Source organism: Stutzerimonas balearica DSM 6083 (genome assembly GCF_000818015.1).
GTDB lineage: Bacteria > Pseudomonadota > Gammaproteobacteria > Pseudomonadales > Pseudomonadaceae > Stutzerimonas > Stutzerimonas balearica.
Map to the genome: position 1 here is coordinate 4,128,106 of NZ_CP007511.1, position 25,224 is coordinate 4,153,329.

Annotated in this window: 16 protein-coding genes; 10 read left to right on the top strand and 6 right to left on the bottom strand. The window is 67.7% G+C overall.

The features are described 5' to 3' along the window. The 4 genes from bcsC to gshA all read left to right on the top strand — a co-directional run bounded on the left by bcsC (nucleotide 1) and on the right by gshA (nucleotide 7,969). Nucleotides 1-3,477 (top strand): cellulose synthase complex outer membrane protein BcsC, encoded by a 3,477-nt coding sequence (gene bcsC, locus CL52_RS19160; protein ID WP_235366379.1) that lies wholly within the window; start codon nucleotides 1-3, stop codon nucleotides 3,475-3,477. Between the two features lie 105 nt (nucleotides 3,478-3,582). Continuing rightward, a complete protein-coding gene (locus CL52_RS19165) occupies nucleotides 3,583-5,895 on the top strand; it encodes a Tex family protein (protein ID WP_043222531.1) in 2,313 nt (770 codons plus the stop codon). A 2-nt stretch (nucleotides 5,896-5,897) separates the two neighbouring features. Further along, complete coding sequence (locus CL52_RS19170; RefSeq protein WP_052264604.1) at nucleotides 5,898-6,287, top strand: PaaI family thioesterase; 390 nt, start codon at nucleotides 5,898-5,900, stop codon at nucleotides 6,285-6,287. Nucleotides 6,288-6,394: 107 nt separating this feature from the next. Beyond that, entirely contained in the window at nucleotides 6,395-7,969 is a 1,575-nt protein-coding gene (gshA, locus tag CL52_RS19175) for a glutamate--cysteine ligase (RefSeq protein WP_043222533.1), read from the top strand. Between the two features lie 287 nt (nucleotides 7,970-8,256). Here gshA and argA read toward each other — a convergent pair whose 3' ends face one another. The 4 genes from argA to CL52_RS19195 form a co-directional block, all read right to left on the bottom strand. Further along, the gene (gene argA / locus CL52_RS19180) at nucleotides 8,257-9,555 is read right to left on the bottom strand and encodes an amino-acid N-acetyltransferase (protein ID WP_043222536.1); all 1,299 of its coding nucleotides are present in this window, start codon (nucleotides 9,553-9,555) and stop codon (nucleotides 8,257-8,259) included. A gap of 29 nt (nucleotides 9,556-9,584) precedes the next feature. After that, nucleotides 9,585-10,739 (bottom strand): acetylornithine deacetylase, encoded by a 1,155-nt coding sequence (argE, locus tag CL52_RS19185; RefSeq protein ID WP_043222537.1) that lies wholly within the window; start codon nucleotides 10,737-10,739, stop codon nucleotides 9,585-9,587. Nucleotides 10,740-10,851: 112 nt separating this feature from the next. Further along, the gene (locus CL52_RS19190; protein WP_041109544.1) at nucleotides 10,852-12,117 is read right to left on the bottom strand and encodes an inorganic phosphate transporter; all 1,266 of its coding nucleotides are present in this window, start codon (nucleotides 12,115-12,117) and stop codon (nucleotides 10,852-10,854) included. Between the two features lie 39 nt (nucleotides 12,118-12,156). After that, nucleotides 12,157-12,834 carry a TIGR00153 family protein gene (locus CL52_RS19195; protein ID WP_041109542.1) on the bottom strand — a complete coding sequence of 226 codons (678 nt, stop codon included), beginning with the start codon at nucleotides 12,832-12,834 and terminating at the stop codon, nucleotides 12,157-12,159. A gap of 110 nt (nucleotides 12,835-12,944) precedes the next feature. On the opposite strand from CL52_RS19195, the gene CL52_RS19200 reads away from it, so the two are divergent. Both CL52_RS19200 and tfpB read left to right on the top strand, forming a co-directional pair. Beyond that, nucleotides 12,945-14,309 carry a CYTH domain-containing protein gene (locus CL52_RS19200; protein WP_043222541.1) on the top strand — a complete coding sequence of 455 codons (1,365 nt, stop codon included), beginning with the start codon at nucleotides 12,945-12,947 and terminating at the stop codon, nucleotides 14,307-14,309. Nucleotides 14,310-14,399: 90 nt separating this feature from the next. Continuing rightward, nucleotides 14,400-16,184, top strand: a complete 1,785-nt coding sequence (gene tfpB, locus CL52_RS19205) for a type IV pilus assembly ATPase TfpB (protein ID WP_043222543.1) — start codon at nucleotides 14,400-14,402, stop codon at nucleotides 16,182-16,184. A gap of 99 nt (nucleotides 16,185-16,283) precedes the next feature. Here the strand turns inward: tfpB and CL52_RS19210 are convergent, their stop codons facing one another. Further along, nucleotides 16,284-16,997: a murein L,D-transpeptidase catalytic domain family protein gene (locus tag CL52_RS19210; RefSeq protein WP_041109534.1), complete on the bottom strand. Its 714-nt coding sequence runs from the start codon at nucleotides 16,995-16,997 to the stop codon at nucleotides 16,284-16,286. 203 nt (nucleotides 16,998-17,200) lie between these two features. Between CL52_RS19210 and CL52_RS19215 the strand changes: the two genes are divergently transcribed. The 4 genes from CL52_RS19215 to CL52_RS19230 all read left to right on the top strand — a co-directional run bounded on the left by CL52_RS19215 (nucleotide 17,201) and on the right by CL52_RS19230 (nucleotide 23,808). Then, nucleotides 17,201-18,799 (top strand): L,D-transpeptidase family protein, encoded by a 1,599-nt coding sequence (locus CL52_RS19215; RefSeq protein ID WP_043222546.1) that lies wholly within the window; start codon nucleotides 17,201-17,203, stop codon nucleotides 18,797-18,799. Between the two features lie 174 nt (nucleotides 18,800-18,973). After that, nucleotides 18,974-22,954, top strand: coding sequence for a PAS domain S-box protein (locus CL52_RS19220; RefSeq protein ID WP_043222547.1), 3,981 nt, complete (start codon nucleotides 18,974-18,976; stop codon nucleotides 22,952-22,954). Nucleotides 22,955-23,025: 71 nt separating this feature from the next. After that, the gene (locus CL52_RS19225) at nucleotides 23,026-23,340 is read left to right on the top strand and encodes a DUF2388 domain-containing protein (RefSeq protein WP_043222550.1); all 315 of its coding nucleotides are present in this window, start codon (nucleotides 23,026-23,028) and stop codon (nucleotides 23,338-23,340) included. Between the two features lie 42 nt (nucleotides 23,341-23,382). Further along, entirely contained in the window at nucleotides 23,383-23,808 is a 426-nt protein-coding gene (locus CL52_RS19230) for an OsmC family protein (RefSeq protein ID WP_041109528.1), read from the top strand. A 76-nt stretch (nucleotides 23,809-23,884) separates the two neighbouring features. Here the strand turns inward: CL52_RS19230 and CL52_RS19235 are convergent, their stop codons facing one another. Further along, complete coding sequence (locus CL52_RS19235; protein WP_043222552.1) at nucleotides 23,885-24,985, bottom strand: TRAP transporter substrate-binding protein; 1,101 nt, start codon at nucleotides 24,983-24,985, stop codon at nucleotides 23,885-23,887. Between the last annotated feature and the right edge of the window lie 239 nt (nucleotides 24,986-25,224).

The following is a 25,224-nucleotide window of genomic DNA, read 5'->3' on the forward strand; positions in this document are numbered from 1 at the left end:
ATGAAGCGCCTGCTGGTGCTGCTCACCCTGCTCTCGCCGTCGCTCTGCGCGCAGGCCGAGAGCCCGCGCGATAGCGTTCAGCAGACGGCTTGGCTGCTAACCCAAGCCAGGACCGGCGAGGCGCTCAACCGTGACGATCTGATCGCCGATGCACTGAACCGCTTGCGCCTGGTCGCACCGAACGATCCGCAGCTGCTGCTGGCCGAGATGCGCCTGGCGCTGCGCCAACGGGACTTTGCACGCGTGCGGGCGGTGCATGCACGGCTGCCGGCTACCGGCGCGAATGCCGACGCCCGCGCGCAAGCGAGCCAGCTGCTCCGGCTGGCAGACGAACAGACCCAGAAGGACGTACAGCAGGCTCGACTCGCTGCGATTGCCGGCCGCAGTGACGACGCCTTCGCCCGTATGACCGCGCTGTTCGGCGAGACACCGCCAACCCTCGAACTGGCGGTCGAATACTGGCGCCTGCGCAGTGCCCGCTCGGGACAGCGCGAGCCCGCCATCACCGCCCTGCGCGCTCTGGACGAGCAATATCCAGGCAACCCGCCGGCGCGCCAGCTGCTGGCCAACCTGCTGTTCGAAGCCGGGCAAGATGAAGCCGCTCTGGCGCTGCTCGCCGAACTCGGCCGCAACCCGGCGGCCACCGACGCCGCTGCCCAGCGTGAGTTTGAATATCGGGTCGCGCAACCCGTCGGTGCAAGGGCGCTCGCCGGTTGGCAGAGCTTCCTGGAGCGCTATGCCAACACGCGCTTCGCCGAAGACGCCAACCAGCACCTCGAGCGGACCCGCCGGCTCAGCGCAGACCCATTCTGGCAAGCCGGCCAGCGAGGCCTGGAGCTGGTCTCGCGAGGCCAGGACGAAGCTGCCGAAGGGCCACTACGAAAGGCCCTCGAACGTTACCCCGATGAGCCAGCCTTTCTCGGTGGGCTGGGCCGCTCGCTGATGCGTCCCGGGCGCCGCCCCGAGGCCCTTCGCTATTTCGAACGGGCCAAGACCCACGAGCAGGACATCGACAACCTGACCAAGTGGAACGACCTGATTGCAGCCACTAGCTACTGGTTGACGCTCGAACAGGCCGACCTGGCGCTCGAGCAGCATGATGCGGCCCAGGCCCAGGCGCGCTATTCCGCCGCGCTGCGCCAGCAGCCGAACAGCCTGTTCGCCCGCGTCGGGCTGGCACAAGTCGCCGAACAGCAGGGGCGCACCGAGGATGCCGAAGCCGGCTACCGTCAGGTACTCGAGCACGAGCCAGGCAACGGCAGTGCCATCCGCGGGCTGGTCCGGCTGTATCGCAGTCAGTCGAGCGATCGGGCGCTGGCTTTCATCGACTCGCTGGCTTCGGCGCAGCGTCAGACCTTCGAGCCACTGCGCCGCGATCTGCTGCTCGAGCGCTACACCAGCCGGGCGGAACAGGCCCTGCAGGCACAGAATCACGCCGCCGCCCTTACGGCGCTGCGGCAGGCCCGGGCGCTCGCACCGGCGGATCCTTGGCTGGCCTATCGACTGGCCAACCTGCTTGAGGAGCAGGGCCAGCGACGTCAGGCCGATGCCGTATTCGCAGACCTGCTGCTGCGCCAGCCCGGCGACCCCACTGCCCACTATGCCCATGGGCTCTACCTGGCGGCAGCCCAACGCGACGTTGCTGCCTTGGCAACGCTCGGCGACGTTGCCCCAGAACTATGGGACGAAGGTATGCGCACGCTCGCCGCTCGCGTCCAGCGTCGCCAGTTGCTAGAACGTGCTGAAACGCTGCGCGCCAGCGGGCGCGAGGCCGCCGCGGTCGGGCTGATCGAACACGCGGTGCGCGAGAATGGCGGCCCACCTGATGATCTCGTCATGCTGGCCGACTGGGCGGCGAGCCGGGGTGAGCCTGACAAGGCGCTCGACTACCTGCAACAGGCCTTGACGCTCGATCGTCAGCATGCCGGCGCACGCCTGGCCCGTATCGAGGTACTGGTGGCCGCCAACCGCCTCGCCGAGGCACGCGATAGGCTCGTGCACGACGTGCCGCAGCTGGCTGCAGGGGACATCAATGGGCGTCGCCGACTGGCCAACAGCTGGGCAGCGGTCGGCGAACTCGCAACCGCCCGTACGCAGCTGATCGCGCTCGAACGCCAGCAGGCGGAGGCCGATCCTCTGTTGCGCCGTGATACCGCCCGCCTGCTGCGCGACAGCGAGCCGCAGCAGGCCATCGGCCTCTACCGACAGGCCATGCTCGAAGCCGGGCTGCTGGCGGGTGCCGACGACGCAGCGAGCATGACAGCGGCAACGCGTACCGACGCGAACGACGACTGGCTCGCGCGCAGCCTGCGCAGCGACCTGGCCGAGCTGTACCAGGCGCAGAATCCGACCCTGACGCTGCAGCACCACTTCGGCTGGCGCAACGACGACGGCACGCCCGGCATCTCGGAACTGAAGTCCAACACCACACTGCTCCACCTGCAATGGCCGGGCGCCGGCCAGCGACGCTTCCTACGTGCCGAGCGCATCGATCTCAACGCCGGCTCGCTCGAAGCCGACCGGCAAACCGGTCGCGGTCCTGACTTCGGCGCCTGCCGCGAGACCGATGGCTGTGATGGCAAGCGCCAGCAAACCGATGCCTTGATGCTGGCGGGGGGGATCGGCAACGATCGGCTGGCGCTCGACGCCGGGTTCAGCCAGGGTTTCGAAATCGACAATCTGTTCGGCGGACTGAGCGCCAACGGTGATCTCGGCCCGCTGGGCTGGTCGCTCACCGCTTCCCGCCGACCGATGAGCAACTCGCTACTGTCCTTTGGCGGCAGCGTCGACCCGGCCACCGACACGCGCTGGGGGGCGGTCACCGCCAACGGTGCCAGCCTTGGCCTGAGCGTGGATGAAGGCGGCGCCCATGGCGTCTGGGCCAACCTTGGCCAGCACTGGCTGCGCGGCGAAAGAGTTGCCGACAACCAGCGGTTCACCGGTATGGCCGGCTACTACTACAAGTGGCTCGACCGCGTGGACGAACGCCTGCGCACGGGCCTGACGTACATCCACTTCAGCTACGAGCGCGACCTCAGCGGCCATACGCTGGGTCAGGGCGGCTACTGGAGCCCTCAACGCTACGACTCCATCGGCGTACCGGTCAGCTATGCCTGGCGCAACGCGGAGTGGTCCATTCTGCTCGAAGGCGGTTTGGGATGGGCAGTCTCGAGCAGTGACGATAGCCGCCGCTACCCGCTAGACGAGCTGAACGCCCGGCTCCCGATCATTTCACCGCAGGCAGCCAGCGAAGTGAGCGAGGGCTCGACCAGCCGCGGCGTCAGCTACCGCCTGCAAGGCCTGTTCGAGCGTCGCCTGACCGATCACTTCGTGCTCGGCGGTGCATTCAACTGGGTCTACAGCGAGGACTACGCGCCGAGCAGTGCACTGCTCTTTCTGCGCTATCACTTCGCACCGTGGCGCGGCGACCTGTCCTGGCCGGTGGAGCCGCTGCAGCCATACGCCGAATTCCGCTGAGCGTCGGCAGCCGCTCATTCGCGAGTCCACCCCGTGGCGGTGGCAGGTATACTGCCGCCCTTTCCGGCCGGACGGCCGTTTCATCCCCGCCAGCAGGACCCCGAGATGGACAGCATCAATTCCCGCATCGCCGAAGAACTGGGCGTGCGCCCGCAGCAGGTCGCCGCCGCCGTGGCACTGCTCGACGAAGGCTCGACCGTGCCCTTCATCGCCCGTTACCGCAAGGAAGTCACCGGCAGCCTGGACGACACCCAGCTGCGCAACCTGGAAGAGCGCCTGCGCTATCTGCGCGAACTCGAAGACCGTCGCGGTGCGATCCTCTCCAGCATCGCCGAGCAGGGCAAGCTGACCGCCGAGCTGGAGCGTGAGATCAAGCTGGCCGACACCAAGACGCGCTTGGAAGACCTTTATCTGCCGTACAAGCAGAAGCGTCGCACCAAGGGCCAGATCGCGCTCGAGGCCGGCCTCGGCGAGCTGGCCGATGCGCTGTTCGGCAACCCGGAGCTGGCCCCGGAGCAGGAAGCCGAGCGCTTTATCGATGCCGACAAGGGCTTCGCCGATGTGAAGGCGGTGCTCGAGGGCGCCAAGTACATCCTCATGGAGCGCTTCGCCGAGGACGCCGATCTGCTGGCCAGGCTGCGCGAGTTCCTCAAGCACAACGCCACCCTGGCCGCGCGCGTGGTGCCGGGCAAGGAAGCCGAAGGCGCCAAGTTCAGCGATTACTTCGAGCATGACGAGCCGCTGAAGGCGGTGCCTTCGCACCGTGCGCTGGCAATCTTCCGCGGGCGCAACGAGGGCGTGCTGTCGATCGCGCTGAAGGTCGGCGACGAAGTGCCGGGCAACCTGCACCCTTGCGAGGTCATGGTCGCCGAGCGCTTCGGCATCGCCAACCGCGGCCGTGCTGCCGACAAGTGGCTGGCCGAGGTGGTGCGCTGGACCTGGAAGGTCAAGCTCTACACCAGCCTGGAAACCGACCTGTTCGGCGAACTGCGCGAGCAGGCCGAGGACGAGGCGATCAGCGTGTTCGCCCGCAACCTGCACGACCTGCTGCTGGCCGCACCGGCCGGCCCGCGCGCGGTACTGGCGCTCGACCCGGGCCTGCGTACCGGCTGCAAGGTTGCGGTGGTCGACGCCACCGGCAAGCTGCTCGACACCGCCACCGTCTATCCGCATGCGCCACGCAACGACTGGGACGGCACCCTGGCGATCCTCGCCAAGCTGTGCGCCAAGCACGCCGTCGACCTGATCGCCATCGGCAACGGCACCGCCAGCCGCGAGAGCGACAAGCTGGCCGGCGAGCTGATCAAGAAGCTGCCGGGCCTCAAGCTCACCAAGATCATGGTCAGCGAGGCCGGTGCTTCGGTGTACTCGGCCTCGGAGCTGGCCGCCAAGGAATTCCCCGACCTGGATGTGTCGCTGCGTGGCGCGGTGTCCATCGCCCGGCGCCTGCAGGACCCGCTCGCCGAACTGGTGAAGATCGAGCCCAAGGCCATCGGCGTCGGCCAGTACCAGCACGACGTCTCACAGCTCAAGCTGGCGCGCTCGCTGGATGCGGTGGTCGAGGACTGCGTGAACGCCGTCGGCGTGGACGTGAACACCGCCTCGGCGGCGCTTCTGGCGCGCATCTCCGGGCTCAACGCGACCCTGGCGCAAAACATCGTGCAGTTCCGCGACGCCAATGGCGCGTTCAAGTCGCGCAGCGAGCTGAAGAAGGTGCCGCGCCTGGGCGAGAAGACCTTCGAGCAGGCCGCCGGCTTCCTCCGTGTGATGAACGGTGACAACCCGCTGGACGCCTCGGCGGTGCACCCGGAAACCTACCCGCTGGTCAAGCGCATCGCCGCCGACACCGGCCGCGACATCCGCTCGCTGATCGGCGACTCGGGCTTCCTCAAGCGCCTCGACCCGGCCAGATTCACCGACGAAACCTTCGGCCTGCCGACCGTCACCGACATCCTCAAGGAGCTGGACAAGCCCGGCCGCGACCCGCGTCCGGAGTTCAAGACCGCCGAGTTCCAGGATGGCGTCGAGACGCTCGCCGACCTCAAGCCCGGCATGACCCTCGAGGGCGTGGTGACCAACGTCACCAACTTTGGCGCTTTTGTCGACATCGGCGTGCATCAGGATGGTCTGGTGCACATCAGCGCCCTGTCGGAGAAGTTCGTCAAGGACCCCTACGAGGTGGTCAAGGCCGGCGACATCGTCAAGGTCAAGGTGATGGAAGTGGACATCCCGCGCCAGCGCATCGGCCTGTCCATGCGCCTGAACGATACCCCCGGGGAGAAGATCGAAGGGCAACGCGGCGGCCCGTCGCGCGGTAACAGCCCGCGCAGCGAGCGCCACTCGAAGCAGGACAAGCCGGCGCCGGCCAATGCCGGCATGGCCGCGCTGTTCGCCAATGCCAAGCAGCTGAGGAAATAAGCATGAGCATTCAAGTCGAGGCGGTGGGTAGCTCCAGCGCCTTCGGCCGCCTGCTCGGCCTGGAGATCCATCAGGTCGGCCAGGGCGAGGCCGTGCTCGGCCTGACCATGCACGACGGCTTGCGCAATCTGCACGGCAAGCTGCACGGCGGCGCACTGTTCTCGCTGATCGACACGGCCATGGGTCAGGCCAGCCACAGCCTGGGCGACGGCTCGCCGAACAGCGTGACGCTCGAATGCAAGGTCAACTACATCCGCCCGGTCACCGACGGCGAACTGCGCTGCCGCGCCTGGGTGGTGCATGGTGGCCGGCGCACCCAGGTGCTCGAAGCCGAGGTGCATCAGGGCGACAAGCTGATCGCCAAGGCCCAGGCGACCTTCGCCTGCCTGTAATACCGGCCGAAGCGCGGCAACCCCGCGCTTTTTCTTGTCGTCTGGCGCTTGAAGCCGCCGAGCCGCCCCCCCATATTGGCCCGACTGTCGGTGAAGGAATCCACACCTTGAGCGATCTTCTCTCCCATCGTCTGGCATTGCTGGCCGAGCACTCCAACCTGCCCCTGCTCCGCCAATGCCTGCACGGGATCGAGCGCGAATGCCTGCGCGTCGACAGCCACGGCCAGTTGGCCCTGACGCCGCACCCGTCGATGCTGGGCTCGGCACTGACCCATCCGCATATCACCACGGACTATTCCGAAGCGCTGCTGGAGTTCATTACCGGCACTGCCAGCGACCCGCAGCAGACCCTCGACGAGCTCGACGCCATCCACCGCTTCACCTACACGCGGCTGCAGGACGAGCTCCTGTGGAGCCCGTCGATGCCCTGCCCGCTGCCGGACGAGGCCGACATCCCCATCGCCGAGTACGGCCGCTCCAATGTCGGCCGGCTCAAGCATGTCTACCGTCAGGGCCTGGCGCTGCGCTATGGCAAGACCATGCAGTGCATCGCCGGGATCCACTACAACTTCTCGCTGGCCGAAGGCATCTGGCCCTTGCTGCAGGCCGACGACGGCGATCGCCGTTCGCCGCAGGCCTACCAGTCCTCGCGCTACATCGCGCTGATCCGCAACTTCCGCCGCTACAGCTGGCTGCTGATGTACCTGTTCGGCGCCTCGCCGGCACTGGACAAGGGCTTCCTGCGCGGCCGCCCGCACCAGCTCGAGCAGCTCGACGCCGATACCCTCTACCTGCCCTACGCCACCAGCCTGCGGATGAGCGACCTGGGCTACCAGAACAATGCCCAGGCCGGCCTGACGCCCTGCTACGACGACCTCGACAGCTACACCGAGAGCCTGCACGCCGCGGTGTCCACGCCTTACCCGCCCTACGCGGCGCTGGGTATCAAGGACGCCGCGGGCAACTGGCGGCAGCTCAACACCAACGTGCTGCAGATCGAGAACGAGTACTACTCGAACATCCGCCCCAAGCGCGTCACCGCCACCGGCGAGCGCCCGCTGCAGGCGCTGCGCGCACGCGGCATCCAGTACATCGAAGTGCGCTGCCTGGACATCAACCCGTTCCTGCCGCTGGGCATCGACCTGGCCGAGGCGCGCTTCCTCGACGCCTTCCTGCTGTTCTGCGCGCTCGACGAAAGCCCCTGCCTGGCCGCCTGCGAATGCGGCGCGGCCACCGACAACTTCCTGCGCGTGGTCAACGAGGGCCGGCGTCCGGGTTTGACCCTGCGCCGCGGCGAGCAGGAGGTCGGCCTGCAGCAGTGGGCCGGCGAGCTGCTCGAACGCATCGGCCTGGTCGCCGCGCAGCTCGACCAGAGCCTGGGCGGCGAGGGCCACGCCCAGGCGCTGGCCGAGCAGCGGGCCAAGGTCGCCGACAGCCGCCTGACACCCTCGGCGCAGGTACTGCAGGCCATGCGCGACACGGGCGAGAGTTTCACCCGCTTCGCCATGCGCCAGACGTTGCGCCACGCCGAGTATTTCCGCAGCCGCCCGCTGCCGGATGGAGCGCTCGCCCGCTTCGAACAGGCCGCGCGCGAGTCGCTGCAGCAGCAGGCCGCCATCGAGGCGGCCGACAGCCAGGACTTCGACAGCTTCGTCGAGCAGTATCAGCGGAGTCTGGGGTAGTAGGAGCCGGAGTGAGGCTGCGCGGTAGAGATCAGCGGTCGCCAGGTGCGGCCGCCTTTTCTTTGGCGCCGTGCAAGGCGCAACCTGCAGGCCGGGCGAGCAAAGCGCGGCGTCGGGCATAGAGGCGCGCGCCGAAACCTCACCCAAACAAGGTGGAAAACGCTGCGCGGTTTTCCACCCTACGGTTGTTCTGGCCTCTTACGGGGCGGCTGCCAACAGGAACTCGCCAATCGCCAGGAACGCAAGCCTTCGGCCCCCCAAGTCGCAGGTCATCTGCGATCGCGGCACTACAGACTCTTTTCGAAAATCTTCGAATTGCGCTGGAAGTTGTACAGCGAAGCCCGCGCCGCCGGCAGCCGTTCGACGCCGATCGGCTCGAAGCCGCGCTCGCGGAACCAGTGCGCGGTGCGCGTGGTGAGCACGATGAGCTTTTTCAGCCCCAGCTTGCGGGCGCGCTCCTCGATGCGCTCGAGCAGCTCGTCGCCGCGCCCGCCATGGCGGTATTCCGGATTGACCGCCAGGCACGCCAGCTCGCCGGCGTCCGAGTCGGCGATCGGATAGAGCGCCGCGCAGGCGATGATCAACCCGTCGCGCTCGACGATGCTGAACTGCTCGACCTCGCGCTCGAGCACCTCGCGCGAGCGGCGCACCAAGATGCCCTGTTCCTCCAGCGGGGTGATCAGATCGATCAACCCGCCGACGTCCTCGATGGTCGCCTCGCGCAGCTGTTCGAACTGCTCCTGGGTCACCAGGGTGCCGGCGCCGTCACGGGTGAACAGCTCGTTGAGCAGCGCACCGTCGTCGGCGTAGCTGACCACATGGCTGCGCCGCACGCCGCCGCGGCAAGCCTGGGCGGCGGCATCGAGCAGCTCGGCCTGATACTGGCTGCCGAGGCGCTGGACGTAGGCCGGGATCTGTTGCGGGCGCAGTTCGCGCACCAGCTGGCCGTCTTCGTCGAGCATGCCCGGCTCGGCACCGTAGAGCACCAGCTTGTCGGCGCTGAGATCGATCGCCGCACGCGTGGCGACGTCCTCGCAGGCCAGGTTGAAGATCTCCCCGGTCGGCGAATAGCCCAGCGGCGACAGCAGCACGATGGTGCGTTCGTCGAGCAACCGGCCGATGCCCTTGCGGTCGATGCGTCGCACCTCGCCGGTGTGGTGGTAGTCGACGCCGTCGAGCACGCCGATCGGCCGTGCAGTGACGAAGTTGCCGCTGGCCACGCGCAGCCGCGCGCCCTGCATCGGCGAAGCGGCCATGTCCATCGACAGCCGCGCTTCCAGCGCGATGCGCATCTGCCCGACCGCATCGATCACGCATTCGAGCGTCTGCGCGTCGGTGATGCGCAGGTCGCGGTGAAAGCGCGGCTCGATACCCCGCGCCGCCAGGCGCGCCTCGATCTGCGGACGCGAGCCGAACACCAGCACCAGGCGCACGCCAAGGCTGTGCAGCAAGACGAGGTCGTGGACAATGTTGGCGAAGTTCGGGTGCGCGACCCCGTCGCCGGGCAACATCACCACGAAGGTGCGCTCACGGTGCGAATTGATGTAGGGCGAGGAGTCGCGAAGCCAGGTGACGTAGTCGTGCATGCGGAAATCCGTGTGCTGTCGCGCTGCGCTCAGGCGTGGGCCGGACGCAGGCAGTAATGTTCGATCAGGCTGCGCAGCAGGCCGAGGGTCGGTTCGATACGCGCAAGTTCCAGGTATTCGTCGGGCTGGTGCGCACAGGCGATGTCGCCGGGGCCGAGCACCAGCGTCTGGCAGCCGAGCTGCTGAAGATAAGGCGCTTCGGTGGCGAACGCTACCGCCTCGGCCTGGTGCCCCGTCAGGCGTTCGGCCAGGCGCACCAGCTCGCTGTCAGCCCGCTGTTCGAAGGCCGGCACGCTGGGGAAGATCGGCCCCAGGTCGATCTTCACCTGGTGCTGCTCGGCGACCGGCGCCAGCCGCTGGCGGATCGCCGCGCGCAGGCTTTCGGCATCCATCCCCGGCAGCGGGCGCAGGTCGAATTCCAGCGCGCACTGGCCGCAGATGCGGTTGGGATTGTCGCCGCCGTGGATGCAGCCGAGGTTGAGCGTCGGCGTCGGCACGTCGAACAGCGGATTGCTGTACTCGCGCTGCCACTGCCCGCGCAGCGCGATCAGCTCGCCGAGCGCGGCATGCATCGCTTCCAGCGCGCTGTGGCCGTAGGCCGGGTTGGAGGAGTGGCCGCTCTGCCCGAGGATATCCAGACGCTCCATCATGATGCCCTTGTGCAGCCGCACGGGGCGCAGGCCGGTGGGCTCGCCGATCACCGCGGCGCGCCCCAGCGGCCGCCCGGCGGCAGCCAGCGCACGGGCGCCGGACATGGAGCTTTCCTCGTCACAGGTGGCGAGGATCAGCAGCGGCTGGCGGAACGGTTGGTCGAGCAGCGTGCGCACCGCCTCGATGGCCAGGGCGAAGAAGCCCTTCATGTCACAGCTGCCCAGCCCGTACCAGCGATCATCGGCCTCGCGCAGCCGTAGCGGGTCACTGTTCCACAGGCCGGCATCGTAGGGCACGGTGTCGCTGTGGCCGGCCAGCACCAGACCGCCGGGGCCGCTACCGTAGCTGGCCAGCAGGTTGAACTTGCCGGGGGCGACTTGCTGGGTCTCGCAGGCGAAGCCGAGGTCGCCGAGCCAGGCGGCGAGCAGCTCGATCACCGGCCGGTTGGTCTGGTCCCAGTGCGGTTGCGTGCAGCTCACCGACGGCGCGGCGATGAGCGCGGCGAACTGCTGCTTGAAGTCGGGAATGGCCACCGAAGCTACCTCCTGAAGGTTGCGGCCCTTCAGTGAAGCATGAAACGGGCCGCGAGCGGCGCCAAAACAGCAGCGCCCCGTCGAAACGGGGCGCGCGCGACAGCCGGTGGGCTCAGGTGAAGATGAACTTGAGAACAGTGAAGAACACGATGGCGAGGAAGGCACCGGCCGGCAGGGTGATCAGCCAGGACATGAAGATCGAGCCGACCACGCCCAGGTTCAGCGCACCGATCCCGCGCGCGATGCCGATACCCAGCACCGCGCCGACCAGCGTGTGGGTGGTCGAGACCGGCAGGCCGATGGCCGAGGCGCCGACCACGGTGGTCGCGGTAGCCAGCTCGGCGGCGAAGCCACGGCTGGGCGTCAGCTCGGTGATTTCCTTGCCGATGGTGGCGATCACCTTGTAGCCGTAGGTGGCCAGGCCGATGACGATACCGACCGCGCCGAGCAGCAGCACCCAGCCCGGTACCGCGGATTTGGCGGCGATCTCGGCCGCGCCTTCGGACTGGATGACGCCAACAATTGCTGCCAGCGGGCCGACCGCATTGGCCACGTCGTTGGCCCCGTGGGCAAAGGCCATGGAGCAGGCGGTGAAGATCATCAGCACGGCGAAGACCTTTTCCACACTGGCGAAGTGGAAGGTCTTGTCGGCTTCCAGGTCCAGCTTGATGCGGCTGAGCAGCGCGACGCCGAGCAGCGCAACCAGCACGCCGATACCCAGCGCTACCAGCACGCCCTGCTCGCTGGTCAGCTGCAGGCCGACGTGCTTGAGCCCCTTGGTCACGGTCATCAGCGCGACCATGAAGCCGGTGAGGAACATGTACAGCGGGACGAAACGCTTGGCGTTCTCGAACGGGTGATCGGTGTTGATGATCAGCTTCTGCACGCTCATGAACAGACCGAAGGCGACCACCCCCGAGAGCATCGGCGTGACCACCCAGCTGGCGACGATCGGGCCGATGGCCTCCCAGTGCACCGCATCGAGCGAGACGCCGACCGCGGCGAAGCCGATCACCGCGCCGACGATCGAGTGGGTGGTGGAAACCGGCCAGCCCTTCATGGTGGCGATCAGCAGCCAGGTGCCCGCGGCCAGGAGCGCCGACATCATGCCCAGCACCATCAGGTCCGGGGCGATCACCTGGGCGTCGACGATGCCGTTCTTGATCGTTTCGGTGACTTCGCCGCCGGCCAGGTAGGCACCGCAGAACTCGAAGATCATGGCGATGAAGATCGCCTGCTTGATGGTCAGCGCGCGCGAGCCGACCGAGGTGCCCATGGCGTTGGCCACGTCGTTGGCACCCACGCCCCAGGCCATGAAGAAACCGAACGCGCAGGCGAGTACCAGGAGTACGAGGCCGTAATCCGAGATGAGAGACATAGAAGAATTACCTGTTGAACCCAGAAAGGACGCTGGCGCTTAGCGCGCCAGCAATTGTTCCAGTCGGTTGCCGACTCGCTCGGCCCGGTCGGCCACGTCGCCAATCCACTCGATGATCTTGTAAAGGAAGATCACGTCCACCGGCGGAAGGTCCTTTTCCAGCTTGTACAGGCTGCGGCGTACCGTGACCTGCATGCGGTCGGTGTCACGCTCGATTTCCTCGAGCTCCTCGACCATTTTCTCGACCAGCGTCGCCTCTCGGCCACTGAAGCCGGTCTCGAGCAACGAATCCAGTTCCTTGAGCGCCTTCAGGGCCTGGGCGCTGGCATCCACGCTGCGCTGCACGTAGGCGAGCATCTGCGGCTGCAGGTCCTGCGGGACCTTCATGCAGCGGCCCAGGATCAGGCCGGCGATGTCCTTGGCACGGTTGGCGATTTTGTCCTGTACACTCAGCAAATCCAGCAGATCGGAGCGCGGAACCGGCAGGAACAGGCTTTTCGGCAGGTGCTGGCGGACGCTCTTCTTGAGCTTGTCGGCCTCGTTCTCCAGCTGGGCCATCTCTTTCTGGATCTGCTCGACACGCTCCCAGTCCTCGGCCATGACCGCCTGGAAGAGCGGCACCAGGTTGGCAGCACATTCGTGAGACTTGGCCATGTGCTGCTGCATCGGCCCGATGGGCGAGCGGCCGAACAGGCTGACGAAAGGATTGACTGGCATAGGGTGGGCCCCGGTTTCAAAGAGGCGCCAAGTATACGGACGTGCCCGAACACCCGCCACCGCGTGAAAGAAAGCTGAAACAACTCACACTATAGGCATCTGTCGGCACCATGCAGAAAGAAACCGAAATCAAGCTGCACGCCAGCCGCGAGACCCTTCTGGCGCTGCGCGAGCACCCGCTGCTGAAGAAGCGCAACAAGAGCGGCTGGCAGCGCCACGAACTGTTCAACCAGTATTTCGACAGCCCCGACCACGCCCTGGCCCAGGCGCGCGTCGCGCTGCGCCTGCGCCGCGACGGCGAACAGTACATCCAGACCCTCAAGAGCCGCGGCCAGAGCGTCGCCGGCCTGTCCGAGCGCAACGAATGGGACTGGTATCTGGACAAGCCGAAACTCGACCCGAAAAAGCTCACCGACGACTGCTGGCCGGCCAGCCTCGCAGGCCTCGACAAGAAGACGCTGAAGCCGATCTTCACCACCGATTTCGTGCGCGAAAAGGCCGATATCGCCTGGGGCCGCGGCAAGCAGAAGGTCGTCATCGAGGCCGCGCTCGACCAGGGCCAGGTACTCGCCGGCAAGGCCGCCGAACCGATCAGCGAACTGGAGCTGGAGCTGCGCCAGGGCGAGCCGGCGGCACTGCTGGAGCTGGCCATCGAACTGGCCGCCGAACTGCCGCTGATGCCCTGCGATATCAGCAAGGCCGAGCGTGGCTATCGCCTGCACGACCCGGCGCACTACCAGGTGCAGCTGCCGGCCCCGTCACTCACCGCCACCATGCCGCTGGACCAGGCGATTCCGGCGCTGGCCTGGCACCTGCTGGGCAACAGCGGGCGCCTGGCCGAGCAGTATCGCCACAGCGGGCACTGGCGCCTGCTGGCCGACTGGTTCGAACAGCTGACCGGGCTGCGGGCACTGCTCGCCAGCCTCGGCCAGGCCGCGCCGCGGGCCAGCACCCGTGAGCTGCGCGAGCTGCTCGACGCGCTGATCGGCGACTGGCGCCCGCGCATCGAGGCCGGGCAGCAGGACGAGCAGCTGCGGCAGCAGGCCCCCGGCCTGTTCGCCGAGGAGCTTGGCCAGACCCGTTGGGGGCTGCTCTCGCTCAAGGCCTCGCTGTGGCTGCTGCAAAGCGGCTGGCAGAACGGCCGCAACGCCCGCGGCGATCGCCAGGGCGCTGCCCCGCTGGGCAACTGGCTGCTGCATCTGTGCCGCGATGAAGCCAAGGCGCTGCAGCTGCCGCTGTACCAGCGCCAGCCGGAGGATCTGGCCGAGCAGTTGCCGCGCATGGAGCGCCTGCTGGTCTGGCTGAAGCTCGCCCGCAGCGTGCTCGACCTGCCCGAAGTCGATCGTCTGTATGGCGAGCTGGCCAAGCTGCAGTCGCTGGCCAGCGAACCGCTCAGCGAAGAGAGCCGCCCACGGCGCAGCGAGCAGGCGCATCGCGTCTGGACCCTGCCGGCCTGGAAGCAGCTGGAAAGGTAACTGCCGGGATGAGCGCTGCGGCGCAGCGCCGGCCACCGCCCTTCCGGTAGGGTCGCCGGTGCTGTCCCGCCCGATTGCCTGAGGAGCCCCATGACCGTCTTGAACAGCCCTGCCCGGGACCGCTTTCTCGACCTCAACGACCTGCTGCGCGAACTGGTTGCCCAGGGCCACGTCAGCCAGGACACGGCAGAGCAATGTCTGGCAGTGCGCCGCAGCATGACGAACACCCAGCAACACCCGCTGGAGTTCCTCGCCGCGCAGCAGATCGACGACCTGCGGCATCCCGGGCGCAAGCTCGACCTGGAAAGCCTGACCGTCTGGCTCGCCGAACAGGCCGGCCAACCCTACCTGCGCATCGACCCGCTGAAGATCGATGTCGCCGCCGTCACCCCGCTGATGTCCTACGCGTTCGCCCAGCGGCACGGCATCCTCGCCGTCGCGGTGGAGCCCGGCGCGGTCACCATCGCCAGCGCCCAGCCCTTCGTGCAGGGCTGGGAGGCCAACCTCACCCACGTGCTCAAGCGGCCGATCAAGCGCGTGGTGGCCAACCCGGCGGACATCCAGCGCTTCACCGTCGAGTTCTACCGCCTGGCCCGCTCGGTCAGCGGTGCCTCGGCCGGCGAGCAGAAGCCCAGTGGCAGCGGCAACTTCGAGCAGCTGCTCAACCTCGGCGCCAGCGACCAGGAACCCGACGCCAACGACGCACATATCGTCAACATCGTCGACTGGCTGTTCCAGTACGCCTTCCAGCAGCGCGCCAGCGACATCCACATCGAGCCGCGACGCGAACAGGGCACGGTGCGCTTTCGCATCGACGGCGTGCTGCACAACGTCTATCAGTTTCCGCCGCAGGTCAGCATGGCAGTGGTCAGCCGGTTGAAGTCGCTCGGTCGCATGAACGTCGCCGAGAAACGCAAGCCACAGGACGGCCGGGTCAAGACGCGCACCCCCGACGGCAACGAGGTCGAGCTGCGCCTGTCGACCCTGCCGACCGCGTTTGGCGAAAAGATGGTGATGCGCATCTTCGACCCCGAGGTGCTGCTGAAAAGCTTCGACCAGCTCGGCTTCTCCGGCGACGATCTCAAGCGCTGGCAGAGCATGACCGGCCAACCTAACGGCATCATCCTGGTCACCGGGCCGACCGGCTCGGGCAAGACCACCACGCTCTACACCACGCTCAAGCAGCTGGCGACGCCCGAAGTGAACGTCTGCACCATCGAGGACCCGATCGAGATGATCGAGGGCGCCTTCAACCAGATGCAGGTGCAGCACAACATCGACCTGACCTTTGCCAGCGGTGTACGCGCGCTGATGCGTCAGGACCCGGACATCATCATGGTCGGCGAGATCCGCGACCTGGAGACCGCCGAGATGGCGATCCAGGCGGCGCTCACCGGCCACCTGGTGCTCTCGACCCTGCACACCAACGACGCGCCGAGCGCGATCACCCGCCTGCTCGAACTCGGCGTGCCGCATTACCTGCTCAAGGCCACGCTGCTCGGCGTCATGGCCCAGCGCCTGGTGCGCACCCTCTGCCCGCACTGCAAGCAGCCCACCGCGCTCGACGCCGACGACTGGCAGACGCTGACCCGCCCGTGGAACGCGCCGCTACCGACCCATGCGCAGCGGGCGGTCGGCTGCCTGGAATGCCGCGATACCGGTTATCGCGGGCGCGCCGGGGTCTACGAGATCATGCTGATGAACGACGCCATCAAGCCGCTGATCACCGCCGACACCGACCTCGTTGCGCTGCGCCGGGCCGCGTTCAAGGATGGCATGCGCAGTCTGCGCCTGTCCGGCGCACAGAAGATCGCGGCCGGGCTGACCACCATTGACGAAGTGCTGCGGGTGACACCCCAGAGCGAGCAACGCTAGGGGTTTTCGCTCCGGGGCGCGCGAAGCGCCCCCTGCCTCACGCGGCACGGGCTCGGCAGACGCCGAGCGCAGCGTTGCCAGCCATTGGCGATGCGAGGTTCAGCCGTCCGAACGCGCGGCCAGGATACCCGCCACCTGGTTCGGCTTGCAGTTCAGGTAGGCCGAATTGCGCACCCACTTCTGGTCCGGATACCAGGAAAACATGAACTGCCCACCCTTGAGGCTGTCGACCACCATGCGTGCGACCTCCGGGCGTACTGCCGGGCAGCCCTGGCTGCGACCGATGCGCCCCTGGGTGGCGATCCAGGCCGGGTTCACATAGGCCGCCGGATGGATGACGATGGCGCGCTCGCGGGCGCGGTCGTTGATGCCCGGCTCCAGCCCGTCCATGCGCAGCGAATAGCCATGCTTGCCGGTGTAGCTTTCGGCTGTGCGGAACAACCCGATGCTGGACTGGTGGCTGCCGACGCGGTTGGAAAAGCGCGTCGCCAGGTTCTCACCGGACTTCTGCCCATGGGCCACGAAATCACGCAGCAACAGACGCTGCTGGCGAAGGTCGAAGATCCACAGGCGACGCTCGGACGAGGGACGGGAGAAATCGATGACCGCCAGGCGGTCGGCCGGCGTAGCGCCATTGTTCACCGCGCACTGCATGGCGGCGACGGCATGGGTAAGGACTTGACGGTCAAGCTTGGGCGCTGTCCTGGCGAGGCTGTCGACCAGCGGTTCGTAGGCCGGCGCGCCGGCAAGGGCCGGGGACGCCAGGGCGACGAGACCTGCCGCCAGGCAGAGACGTCGAAGCAGTACAAGCATGATGTAACCTCTTCGGGCACGGCTGCCGACTTCCTGTCCGCCGGCGCCTACCACCGCTGCCAATAGACGGCAGCGACTCAGGTTCGAGCGATCGGACGGATCGCTCGACGCGATATGTTGTTAGGGTCTGATGACCTGCAGCCCGGCGATGCCGGGTGCCGCGGCGCAGTCTAGCAGTCGTGGGCTGGCTCTGGAGCGAAACCTTGTTCAAAAAACGTGCATTCTGTCTGACCGTCTGGCTGGTTCTACTGCCGTTCGCGGCCACGGCCAATCCACCCGCGCCTACCGTGAATCCGCTTGCCGAGGCGCTGGCGGCGCCCGCAAGCAGTTGCGACGTGCTGCGCCCGGCGCCGGTCGGCGCTGCGCTCGAACGCCTCGAGGCGTTCTATCGCGGTCGCGACTATCAGCTCGCCTGGCGCGACTACCGGCAGATCGATCACCTGCTTGAAGCGTTGGAGTCACTGGCCGACGACGGCCTCTCGCCGGCCAGTTATGCCCCGCAGAAGATCCGCCGGCTGACCCACAGCGCCTCCAGCGACCCACGGCACCGCCTCTGCGCCGACATCGTGGCCAGCCATGCCTACCTGCAGGCGCTGGATCACCTGGCGCACGGCAGGCTCCAGCAGGACGCACTCGAGCCGCTCTGGCGCAGCCCGGACAGCCCTGCACGCGAAGACCCGCACCAGACCCTCTCCCGCGCCTGGCGCGGCCTGGACGACCCACGCCAGGCGCTGGCCTCGGCGCGCCCTGAGCTGCCGCAGTACCGCCAGCTGCGCCAGGTCTACGCCGAACGGCGCCGCCAGGCGCTGCCGGACTGGCAGCCGATACCCGCCGGGCCCAGCCTGCATCCGGACGAGCGCGACGCGCGCGTGCCCCTGCTGCGCCGGCGCTTGCTCGGCGACACGGCTGCGCCCGCGGGCGAAGCCGAGCGCTACGACGCCACACTGGCCGCAGCAGTGCGCGACTTTCAGCTGCATCACGGGATCGAGCAAGACGGCGTGGTCGGTCGCAGCACGCTCGCCGCGCTCAACGTCAGCCCGGCGAGCCGGCTCGATCAACTGCGCATCAACCTCGAGCGGCTGCGCTGGCTGGCGGCCGAGCTGGACTCGCGTTCGCTGTTGGTGAACATCGCCGGCGCCTCGCTCAGCTATATCGAGGACGGCCAGACGCGCTGGCGCACCCGCACCCAGGTCGGCCGCGAAGCGCGGCGCACGCCACCGCTCAAGTCGCGCGTGACGCGCCTGACTCTCAATCCGACCTGGACGGTGCCGCCGACCATCCTGCGCGAGGACAAGCTGCCGCTGATCCGCCAGGATCCGGAGTATCTCGCGCGCAGCCGCATGAGCGTGCTCGACCGCCAGGGCAACCGGCTGGATCCGGCTACGGTCGATTGGCACAACCCCGGCGGCATCATGCTGCGCCAGGACGCCGGGCCGGAGAACCCGCTGGGTCGCGTGGCCATCCGCTTCGCCAATCCCTTCTCGGTCTACCTGCATGACACCCCGAGCCAGGCGCTGTTCGCCCGCGCCGGACGCACCACCAGTTCCGGCTGCGTGCGCGTGCAGGACGCCATGCATCTGGTCGACCTGCTGCTGCAGGATGGCGAGCGCGAGCACGTGGCCGAGCTGCTCGAAAGCGGCCGCACCCACGAATACCGGCTGGCGCGGCCGACGCCCATCCTCATGGCCTACTGGACGGCCGAAGCGCAGGAAGACGGCGAGCTGTTCTTCCATCCCGACATCTACCACCACGATGCCGCGCTGCTGCGGGCCCTCGAGGCGGCCGAGCGCAGCCAGCCCTGAGGCCGCAGAGGACGACCGCTCGGCGGCACGACCAGCGGCCGGGCGCTGAACCATGCGGGGCTGATGTAGTCTGTTGCTGGGGTTTTCTGCAGCCGTGACCGCCATGCACAAGACCACCCGCACTCCTGCCAGTGGCGCACTGGCCAAAGGCAACGGACAGCCGAGCGACGACACTTGACCCAGCAATCTTCCAGCCCCGCCCTCTGGCACGACCCCGACCGCCTGACTGCTGCGGCGCGCCTGATCGCGCCCGATGCGCGACTGGTCGAACGCCTGCATGGCCTGCTCGGGCTGGCCGCGCAGCTGTGCGAGGCGCCTGCGGTCGCGATCCACCTGATCACCGGGCATCAGGTCACGCTGGCGGCGCTGAACCTACCGGACGGCCCGGTGGCGCTGGAGCACTCGCCCAGTGCGCGGGCGCTCGCGAGCGCGGCGGCGTTCGTCGAGTTCGCCGCCGACGACGCAACGGCTCTCTCGCTGAGCGACGGTACGCCGGTGCGGCATTACGCGGCCGTCGTCCTGCGCGACGGGCAGCACCGGCCGCTCGGTACGCTGTGCGTGCTGAATGCCGCGGTGCAGCCGCTGCCCGCGCAACAGGCCAGGCAGCTGCAGACCCTGGCCGACCAGGTCATGGCGCTCTTCGAATTGCGCCTGCAGCGTGAGGACGAGGCCGGCGTGCTCCGCGACGGCCAGCGCCAGGTGGAAATCGCTCGCGAGCAGAGCGAGGCCTATGTGCGCCTGCTGCTGGACTCGGCGAGCGAGGCCTTCTATTCCATCGACACCGAAGGCCGGGTGACGCTGTGCAACGAAGCCTTTCTGCGCCTGCTTGGCTTCGCCAGCCGCGACGAAGTGCTCGGCCGCCAGCTGCACGACGTGATCCACCACAGTCACCCCGACGGGCGGCCCTACGACGTTCGCGATTGCCCGATCCACCGTAGCGCGCGCAGCGGCGAGTCCGCCCATGTCGAGCGCGAGCTGTTCTTCCGCCAGGACGGCAGCGCACTGCCGGTCGAATACCGCGTCGTGCCGGTCTACCGCGACGGCGTGCTGCAGGGTGCGCTCTGCACCTTTGCCGACGTCAGCGAGCGCACCCGCCGCGAAGCCCTGCAGGCGCTACTGCTGGACATCAGCGACCGCCTGCAGGCCAGCAGCGAGCACATCGACCTGCGCTGCGTGCTCGATGCTCGCCTCGGCCGGCTGACCAACAGCGACGGTATCGCCCTCGGCCACCTGGACGGTGACGATGCGCTGGTACTGACCGAACAATGGCGCGCGCCGAATGCCGCCGATCGCCTTGGCCGGCACCCGCTCGGCGGGCTCGACCTGGCGCCCCGGCTGGCCGCCGGCAGCATCGTCAGCCTCAAGGCGGACGGTGACCCCGCAACCTCCACGCTCGGTGCCAGTCTCGGCAGCCAGGCCCTGCTGCTGGCGCCGCTGTCCCTGCCCGAGCAGGCACCGGGTACGCTGTTCCTGCTGTTCACCAGCAACCAGCTGCGCGACTGGCCCTCGGGCGACATCGCGCTGGTCAGAGAACTCACCGAGCGGATCCGCGCCGCAGGCGAGCGCATCGCCACGCTGCATGCCCTGCGCGAGGCCGAGCAGCGCATCAGCCTGGCCAACGAGATCGCCTCGATCGGCGTCTGGGAATACAACGAGACACGCCGCAGCCTGCACTGGGACAACCAGCTCAAGGCACTCGCCAACATGCAGCCGGACGACCCGACGCCAAGCGCGGTGGATGTCCTGCAGCGCGTCCATCCAGAAGACCGTGGCGAACTGCTGAATGCTCTGCGCCGCGCCCTGCAGGGCCTGGACGGCGGCGAATTCCATGTCGACTACCGCATCCTCGACCCGCGCAGCGATGACTACATCTGGCTGACCAACCGCGGGCGCCGCGTGCTCGATGCCAACGGTGAGGTGCGCATTCTCGGCACCTCGCGCGAAGTCACCGCCGAGCGCAACGCGGCCGAGCACATGCGCCAGATGAACGCCCTGCTCGAAGAGCAGATCAACGAGCGGCGGCTGGTCGAGCGGCGCCAGGCGGCACTGATCGAGCTTGGCGACCTGCTGCGCGAGGAGCACGACAGCCCGACCATCGCCGAGGCCGCGGTCAGGGTCATCGGCAGCACGCTGCGCATCGACCGGGTACTGCTGACCAACCTCGACCCCGGCGGGCTGTCCGGCACCATCGAGCGCTACTGGAGCGACGGGCTGTCGGCCGTCGGCAACGAGCGCGTGTACTTCGCCGACTTCGGCGACCTGCATTACGACCTGCTGAACGACGAACTGGTGGTCATCGACGACGTGCTCAACGACGCCCGCACCGCGCCGCGGGCCGCGCTTTTTGCCGAGCGGCGCATCGCCAGCCTGGTCTGCGTGCCGTTGTTCGAGCAGGGCCAGCTGGCGGCGGCGCTGATGCTGCTCGAGGAGGCACCGCGGCACTGGCAGGATGACGAGATCGCCTTCATCCGCGAGGTCGCCGACCGCGCCTGGACCGCGGACGAGCGCATGCGCGCCGAGCGCGCCCTGCGCGAAAGCGAGGAGCAGTTCCGCACCCTGGCCGACAACATGAGCCAGTTCGCCTGGATGGCCGATCCCTCCGGGCGCATCTACTGGTACAACAAGCGCTGGTACGACTACACCGGCACCACCTTTGAAGCCATGCGGGCGCTCGGCTGGGCCACGGTTCAGCATCCCGAGCATCGCGAGCGGGTCACCGGTTCGCTCAAGCGCGCCTTTGCGATTGGCTCGATCTGGGAGGAAACCTTTCCGCTGCGTGGCAAGGACGGGCGCTACCGCTGGTTCCTCTCGCGCGCGCTGCCGATCCGTGACGACTATGGCCAGGTTACCCACTGGTTCGGCACCAGCACCGATGTCACCGCCCAGGTCGCCGCCGAGGAAGCACTGCGCGAACTCAACGACAGCCTGGAACGCCGCGTCATCGAACGGACCCGCGAGCTGGCACAGATCAACAACCGCCTGCACATCGAGATGGCCGAGCGCGAACGCGCCGAGGAAGCACTGCGCCATGCGCAGAAAATGGAAGCCATCGGCCAGCTGACCGGCGGCCTGGCCCACGACTTCAACAACATGCTGACCGGCGTGCTCGGTGCGCTGGACCTGATCCAGCGGCGCGTCGAGAGCGGCCGCTTCGGCGAACTCGGCCGCTACCTCGATGCGGCGATGACCTCGGCCAACCGTGCCGCCGCCCTGACCCACCGCTTGCTGGCCTTCGCGCGCCGCCAGTCGCTCGACCCGCGGCCGGTGGACGTCAACCAGCTGGTGGCTTCGATGGAGGACATGCTGCGTCGCACCATCGGCGAGCACATCCGCCTCGACAGCGCGCTGCAGGAGCCGCTCTGGCAGGCCTACACCGATGCGCACCAGCTCGAAAACGCCCTGCTCAACCTGGTCATCAACTCGCGCGACGCCATGCCTGACGGCGGCCACCTGAACATCGCCACGCGCAATGTGCAGGTGCAGCCGGGCGAACCGGACAGCCCGGAGGCTGGCGACTACGTACTGCTCAGCGTTGCCGATACCGGCTCGGGGATGTCCGCCGAGGTCATCGCCAAGGCGTTCGATCCGTTCTTCACCACCAAGCCGATCGGCCAGGGCACCGGGCTCGGGTTGTCGATGGTCTACGGCTTCGCCAAGCAGACCGGCGGCCACGTGCACATCGACAGCACGCCCGGCGAAGGCACGCTGATCAGCCTGTACCTGCCGCGCAACCACATCGAGCACACCGCCGATGCCCAGCGCCGGGCCCTGGCCCAGCCGCCCGAGGCGGACGGCGAAACCGTGCTGGTGATCGAGGACGAAGTCGCCGTGCGCATGCTGGTCATCGAGGTGCTGCGCGAGCTTGGCTACCAGGTGCTCGAAGCGAGCGACGCGCCAAGCGCCATGCCCTTCATCGAAAGCGACCGGCGCATCGACCTGGTGGTTAGCGACGTCGGCCTGCCCGGGCTCAATGGCCGCCAGTTGGCCGACCTCGCGCGCCAGCACCGCCCGACGCTGAAGGTGCTGTTCATCACCGGCTATGTGCCGAGTGCCGAACAGCGCAAGGATTTCCTCGCACCCGGCATGGACATGCTGGCCAAGCCGTTCAACATCGACGAGCTGGCCAGCCGGATTCGCCAGCTGATCGAAAGCTGAGCGTCCCGGCACGCCGGAACTCGGCGGTTCGCTGCGCACTCTGAACAGACGTGACCCAAGGAGATGCGATCATGCGAATCAAGACTCTCGCCATGCTGACCCTGGCTGCCGCTCCGCTCGGCAGCGCCCTGGCCGACGGGCTCGTGCGTGACATTCTGTCGTCAGGCGCGACCACGGCGTCCACCTACATGACCTTCCGCGACGAAAAGCAGGTGCTGGCCCTGCGCGAGGATGCCGGCAGCTTCGTCGCCACCGACGGCGCGGTGCGCGGCGCGCATCTGGAAGCCACGCTGCAGCGCCTGCGCAGCGAACGGCCCGATCTGCAGGCCAACAGCGACATGGAGCTGGCGCGCGCGATCCTGGCCGCCGAACAGACCCCACGTTGACCCACGGCCCGCTGATGCGGGCCTTTTTCCAGAGGAGGCAGCATGAAGAAGAGCGCATCGGCCGTCTGGCAAGGCGGCCTGAAAGACGGCAAGGGCACCATCAGCACGCAGAGCGGTGCGCTGAAGGACAACCCCTACGGCTTCAACACCCGCTTCGAAGACGCCCCCGGTACCAACCCCGAGGAACTGATCGGTGCTGCCCATGCCGGCTGCTTCTCGATGGCCCTGTCGATGATGCTCGGCCAGGCCGGTCTGACCGCTGAACGCATCGAGACCCAGGCCGTGGTCACCCTCGACAAGGACGGCGAAGGCTTCAGCATCACCGCCGTCGACCTGACGCTCAAGGCACGCATCCCCGGGGCCGACCAGGCGCGCTTCGAACAGATCGCCAACCAGGCGAAGGAAGGTTGCCCGGTGTCGAAAGTGCTTAACGCGCGGATCAGCCTGAACGCGACGCTGGAAAGCTGAGCGCACGCGGTTTTCGGGAGCGCAAAAAAGAAACGCCACCGCGTTGCCGCGGTGGCGTTCTTGTGTCGCCCGGCGATCAGCCGCGGATGTTGTAGATGTCCTTCTCGTTCAGCTCGGCATAGGCATAGAGCCGCTTGAGATAGGCGCTCTGCTGCTCCCACACCTTGGCTGCCACTGGGTCGGCCTTGGCCGAGGCCTCGACCACCTCGGCGGCGACCTCCTTCAGTCGCGCCAGCACTTCATCCGGCAGGCGACGAACCTCGACGCCCTGCGCGCGCAGCTGCTCGAGCGCCTCCATGTTCTTGGCGTTGTAGTCATCGAGCATGTCGCCGTTCACGTCGCGCGCGGCGGCGCGGACGATGGCCTTGAGGTCGTCCGGCAGGGTTTCCCACGCCTTGAGATTGACGTCCAGCTCGAAGGTGACGTTCGGCTCCTGCCAGCCCGGGGTGTAGTAGTACTTGGCCGCCTTGTACAGGCCGAGGGCAAGGTCGTTGTACGGGCCGATCCACTCGGTGGCATCGATGGCGCCGGTCTGCAGCGCGGTGAAGATCTCGCCCGCCGGCAGGTTGACCACCGTACCGCCCATCTTCGTCAGCACTTCGCCGCCCAGGCCCGGGGTACGCATCTTCAGGCCCTTGAAATCATCGACCGAGTTGATTTCCTTGTTGAACCAGCCGGCGGTCTGCACGCCGGTCGCACCGCAGGCCATCGGCAGCACGCCAAAGGGCTTGTACACCTCTTCCCAGAGTTCGATGCCGCCGCCGCGATGCAGCCAGGCGTTCATTTCCTGGGCGTTCGGGCCGAACGGCAGCGCGCAGAAGAACTGTGCAGCCGGGACCTTGCCCTTCCAGTAGTAGGGTGCGCCGTGGCCGAGCTCGGCGGTGCCACGCGAGACCGCATCGAAGACTTCCAGCGCCGGGACCAGCTCGCCTGCCGCATAGACCTTGACGTTCAGGCGCCCGCCGCTCATCTCGTTGACCAGCTTGGCAAAGCGCTCGGCGCCAACGCCGACGCCCGGGAAGTTCTTCGGCCAGGAGGTGACCATCTTCCAGGTAAAGGTCTGCTGCTCGGCCGCCTGCTTGTCGGCGCCGGCGGTTTCGTTCTTGTCGTTGCAGCCGGCCAGGGCCGTGGCCGCCAGGCCAACACCGGCGGCGGCGAGAATGTCGCGACGTTTCATTCGATGCTCCTTGTTGTTTTGTCTTGTAACGCAGCACAGAGAAAGCTTGTTGCCTGGTCGATCGGCGAGCGATTCGACGCAAACTCGGTCGGGGCCGGCGCGCTCATGGCTTGGTCTCCTCGCACCTGCCCGCCTCGGCCAAGCGCAACGCCAGGCCGGACAACATTAGAGGCTCCAGCGTTCCAAGCCTAGCCCATACTTGGTATGAGACGCCGGCGATTGATGCAAAACGCCACTAC

Bases quoted from the DNA above. Each gene is read 5' to 3' on its own strand.
- CL52_RS19210 (WP_041109534.1), bottom strand. From the start codon at position 16,997: ATGCTTGTACTGCTTCGACGTCTCTGCCTGGCGGCAGGTCTCGTCGCC.
- CL52_RS19235 (WP_043222552.1), bottom strand. From the start codon at position 24,985: ATGAAACGTCGCGACATTCTCGCCGCCGCCGGTGTTGGCCTGGCGGCC.
- CL52_RS19170 (WP_052264604.1), top strand. From the start codon at position 5,898: ATGAGCATTCAAGTCGAGGCGGTGGGTAGCTCCAGCGCCTTCGGCCGC.
- CL52_RS19230 (WP_041109528.1), top strand. From the start codon at position 23,383: ATGAAGAAGAGCGCATCGGCCGTCTGGCAAGGCGGCCTGAAAGACGGC.
- CL52_RS19165 (WP_043222531.1), top strand. From the start codon at position 3,583: ATGGACAGCATCAATTCCCGCATCGCCGAAGAACTGGGCGTGCGCCCG.
- CL52_RS19225 (WP_043222550.1), top strand. From the start codon at position 23,026: ATGCGAATCAAGACTCTCGCCATGCTGACCCTGGCTGCCGCTCCGCTC.
- argA (WP_043222536.1), bottom strand. From the start codon at position 9,555: ATGCACGACTACGTCACCTGGCTTCGCGACTCCTCGCCCTACATCAAT.
- bcsC (WP_235366379.1), top strand. From the start codon at position 1: ATGAAGCGCCTGCTGGTGCTGCTCACCCTGCTCTCGCCGTCGCTCTGC.
- tfpB (WP_043222543.1), top strand. From the start codon at position 14,400: ATGACCGTCTTGAACAGCCCTGCCCGGGACCGCTTTCTCGACCTCAAC.
- CL52_RS19190 (WP_041109544.1), bottom strand. From the start codon at position 12,117: ATGTCTCTCATCTCGGATTACGGCCTCGTACTCCTGGTACTCGCCTGC.
- CL52_RS19200 (WP_043222541.1), top strand. From the start codon at position 12,945: ATGCAGAAAGAAACCGAAATCAAGCTGCACGCCAGCCGCGAGACCCTT.
- CL52_RS19195 (WP_041109542.1), bottom strand. From the start codon at position 12,834: ATGCCAGTCAATCCTTTCGTCAGCCTGTTCGGCCGCTCGCCCATCGGG.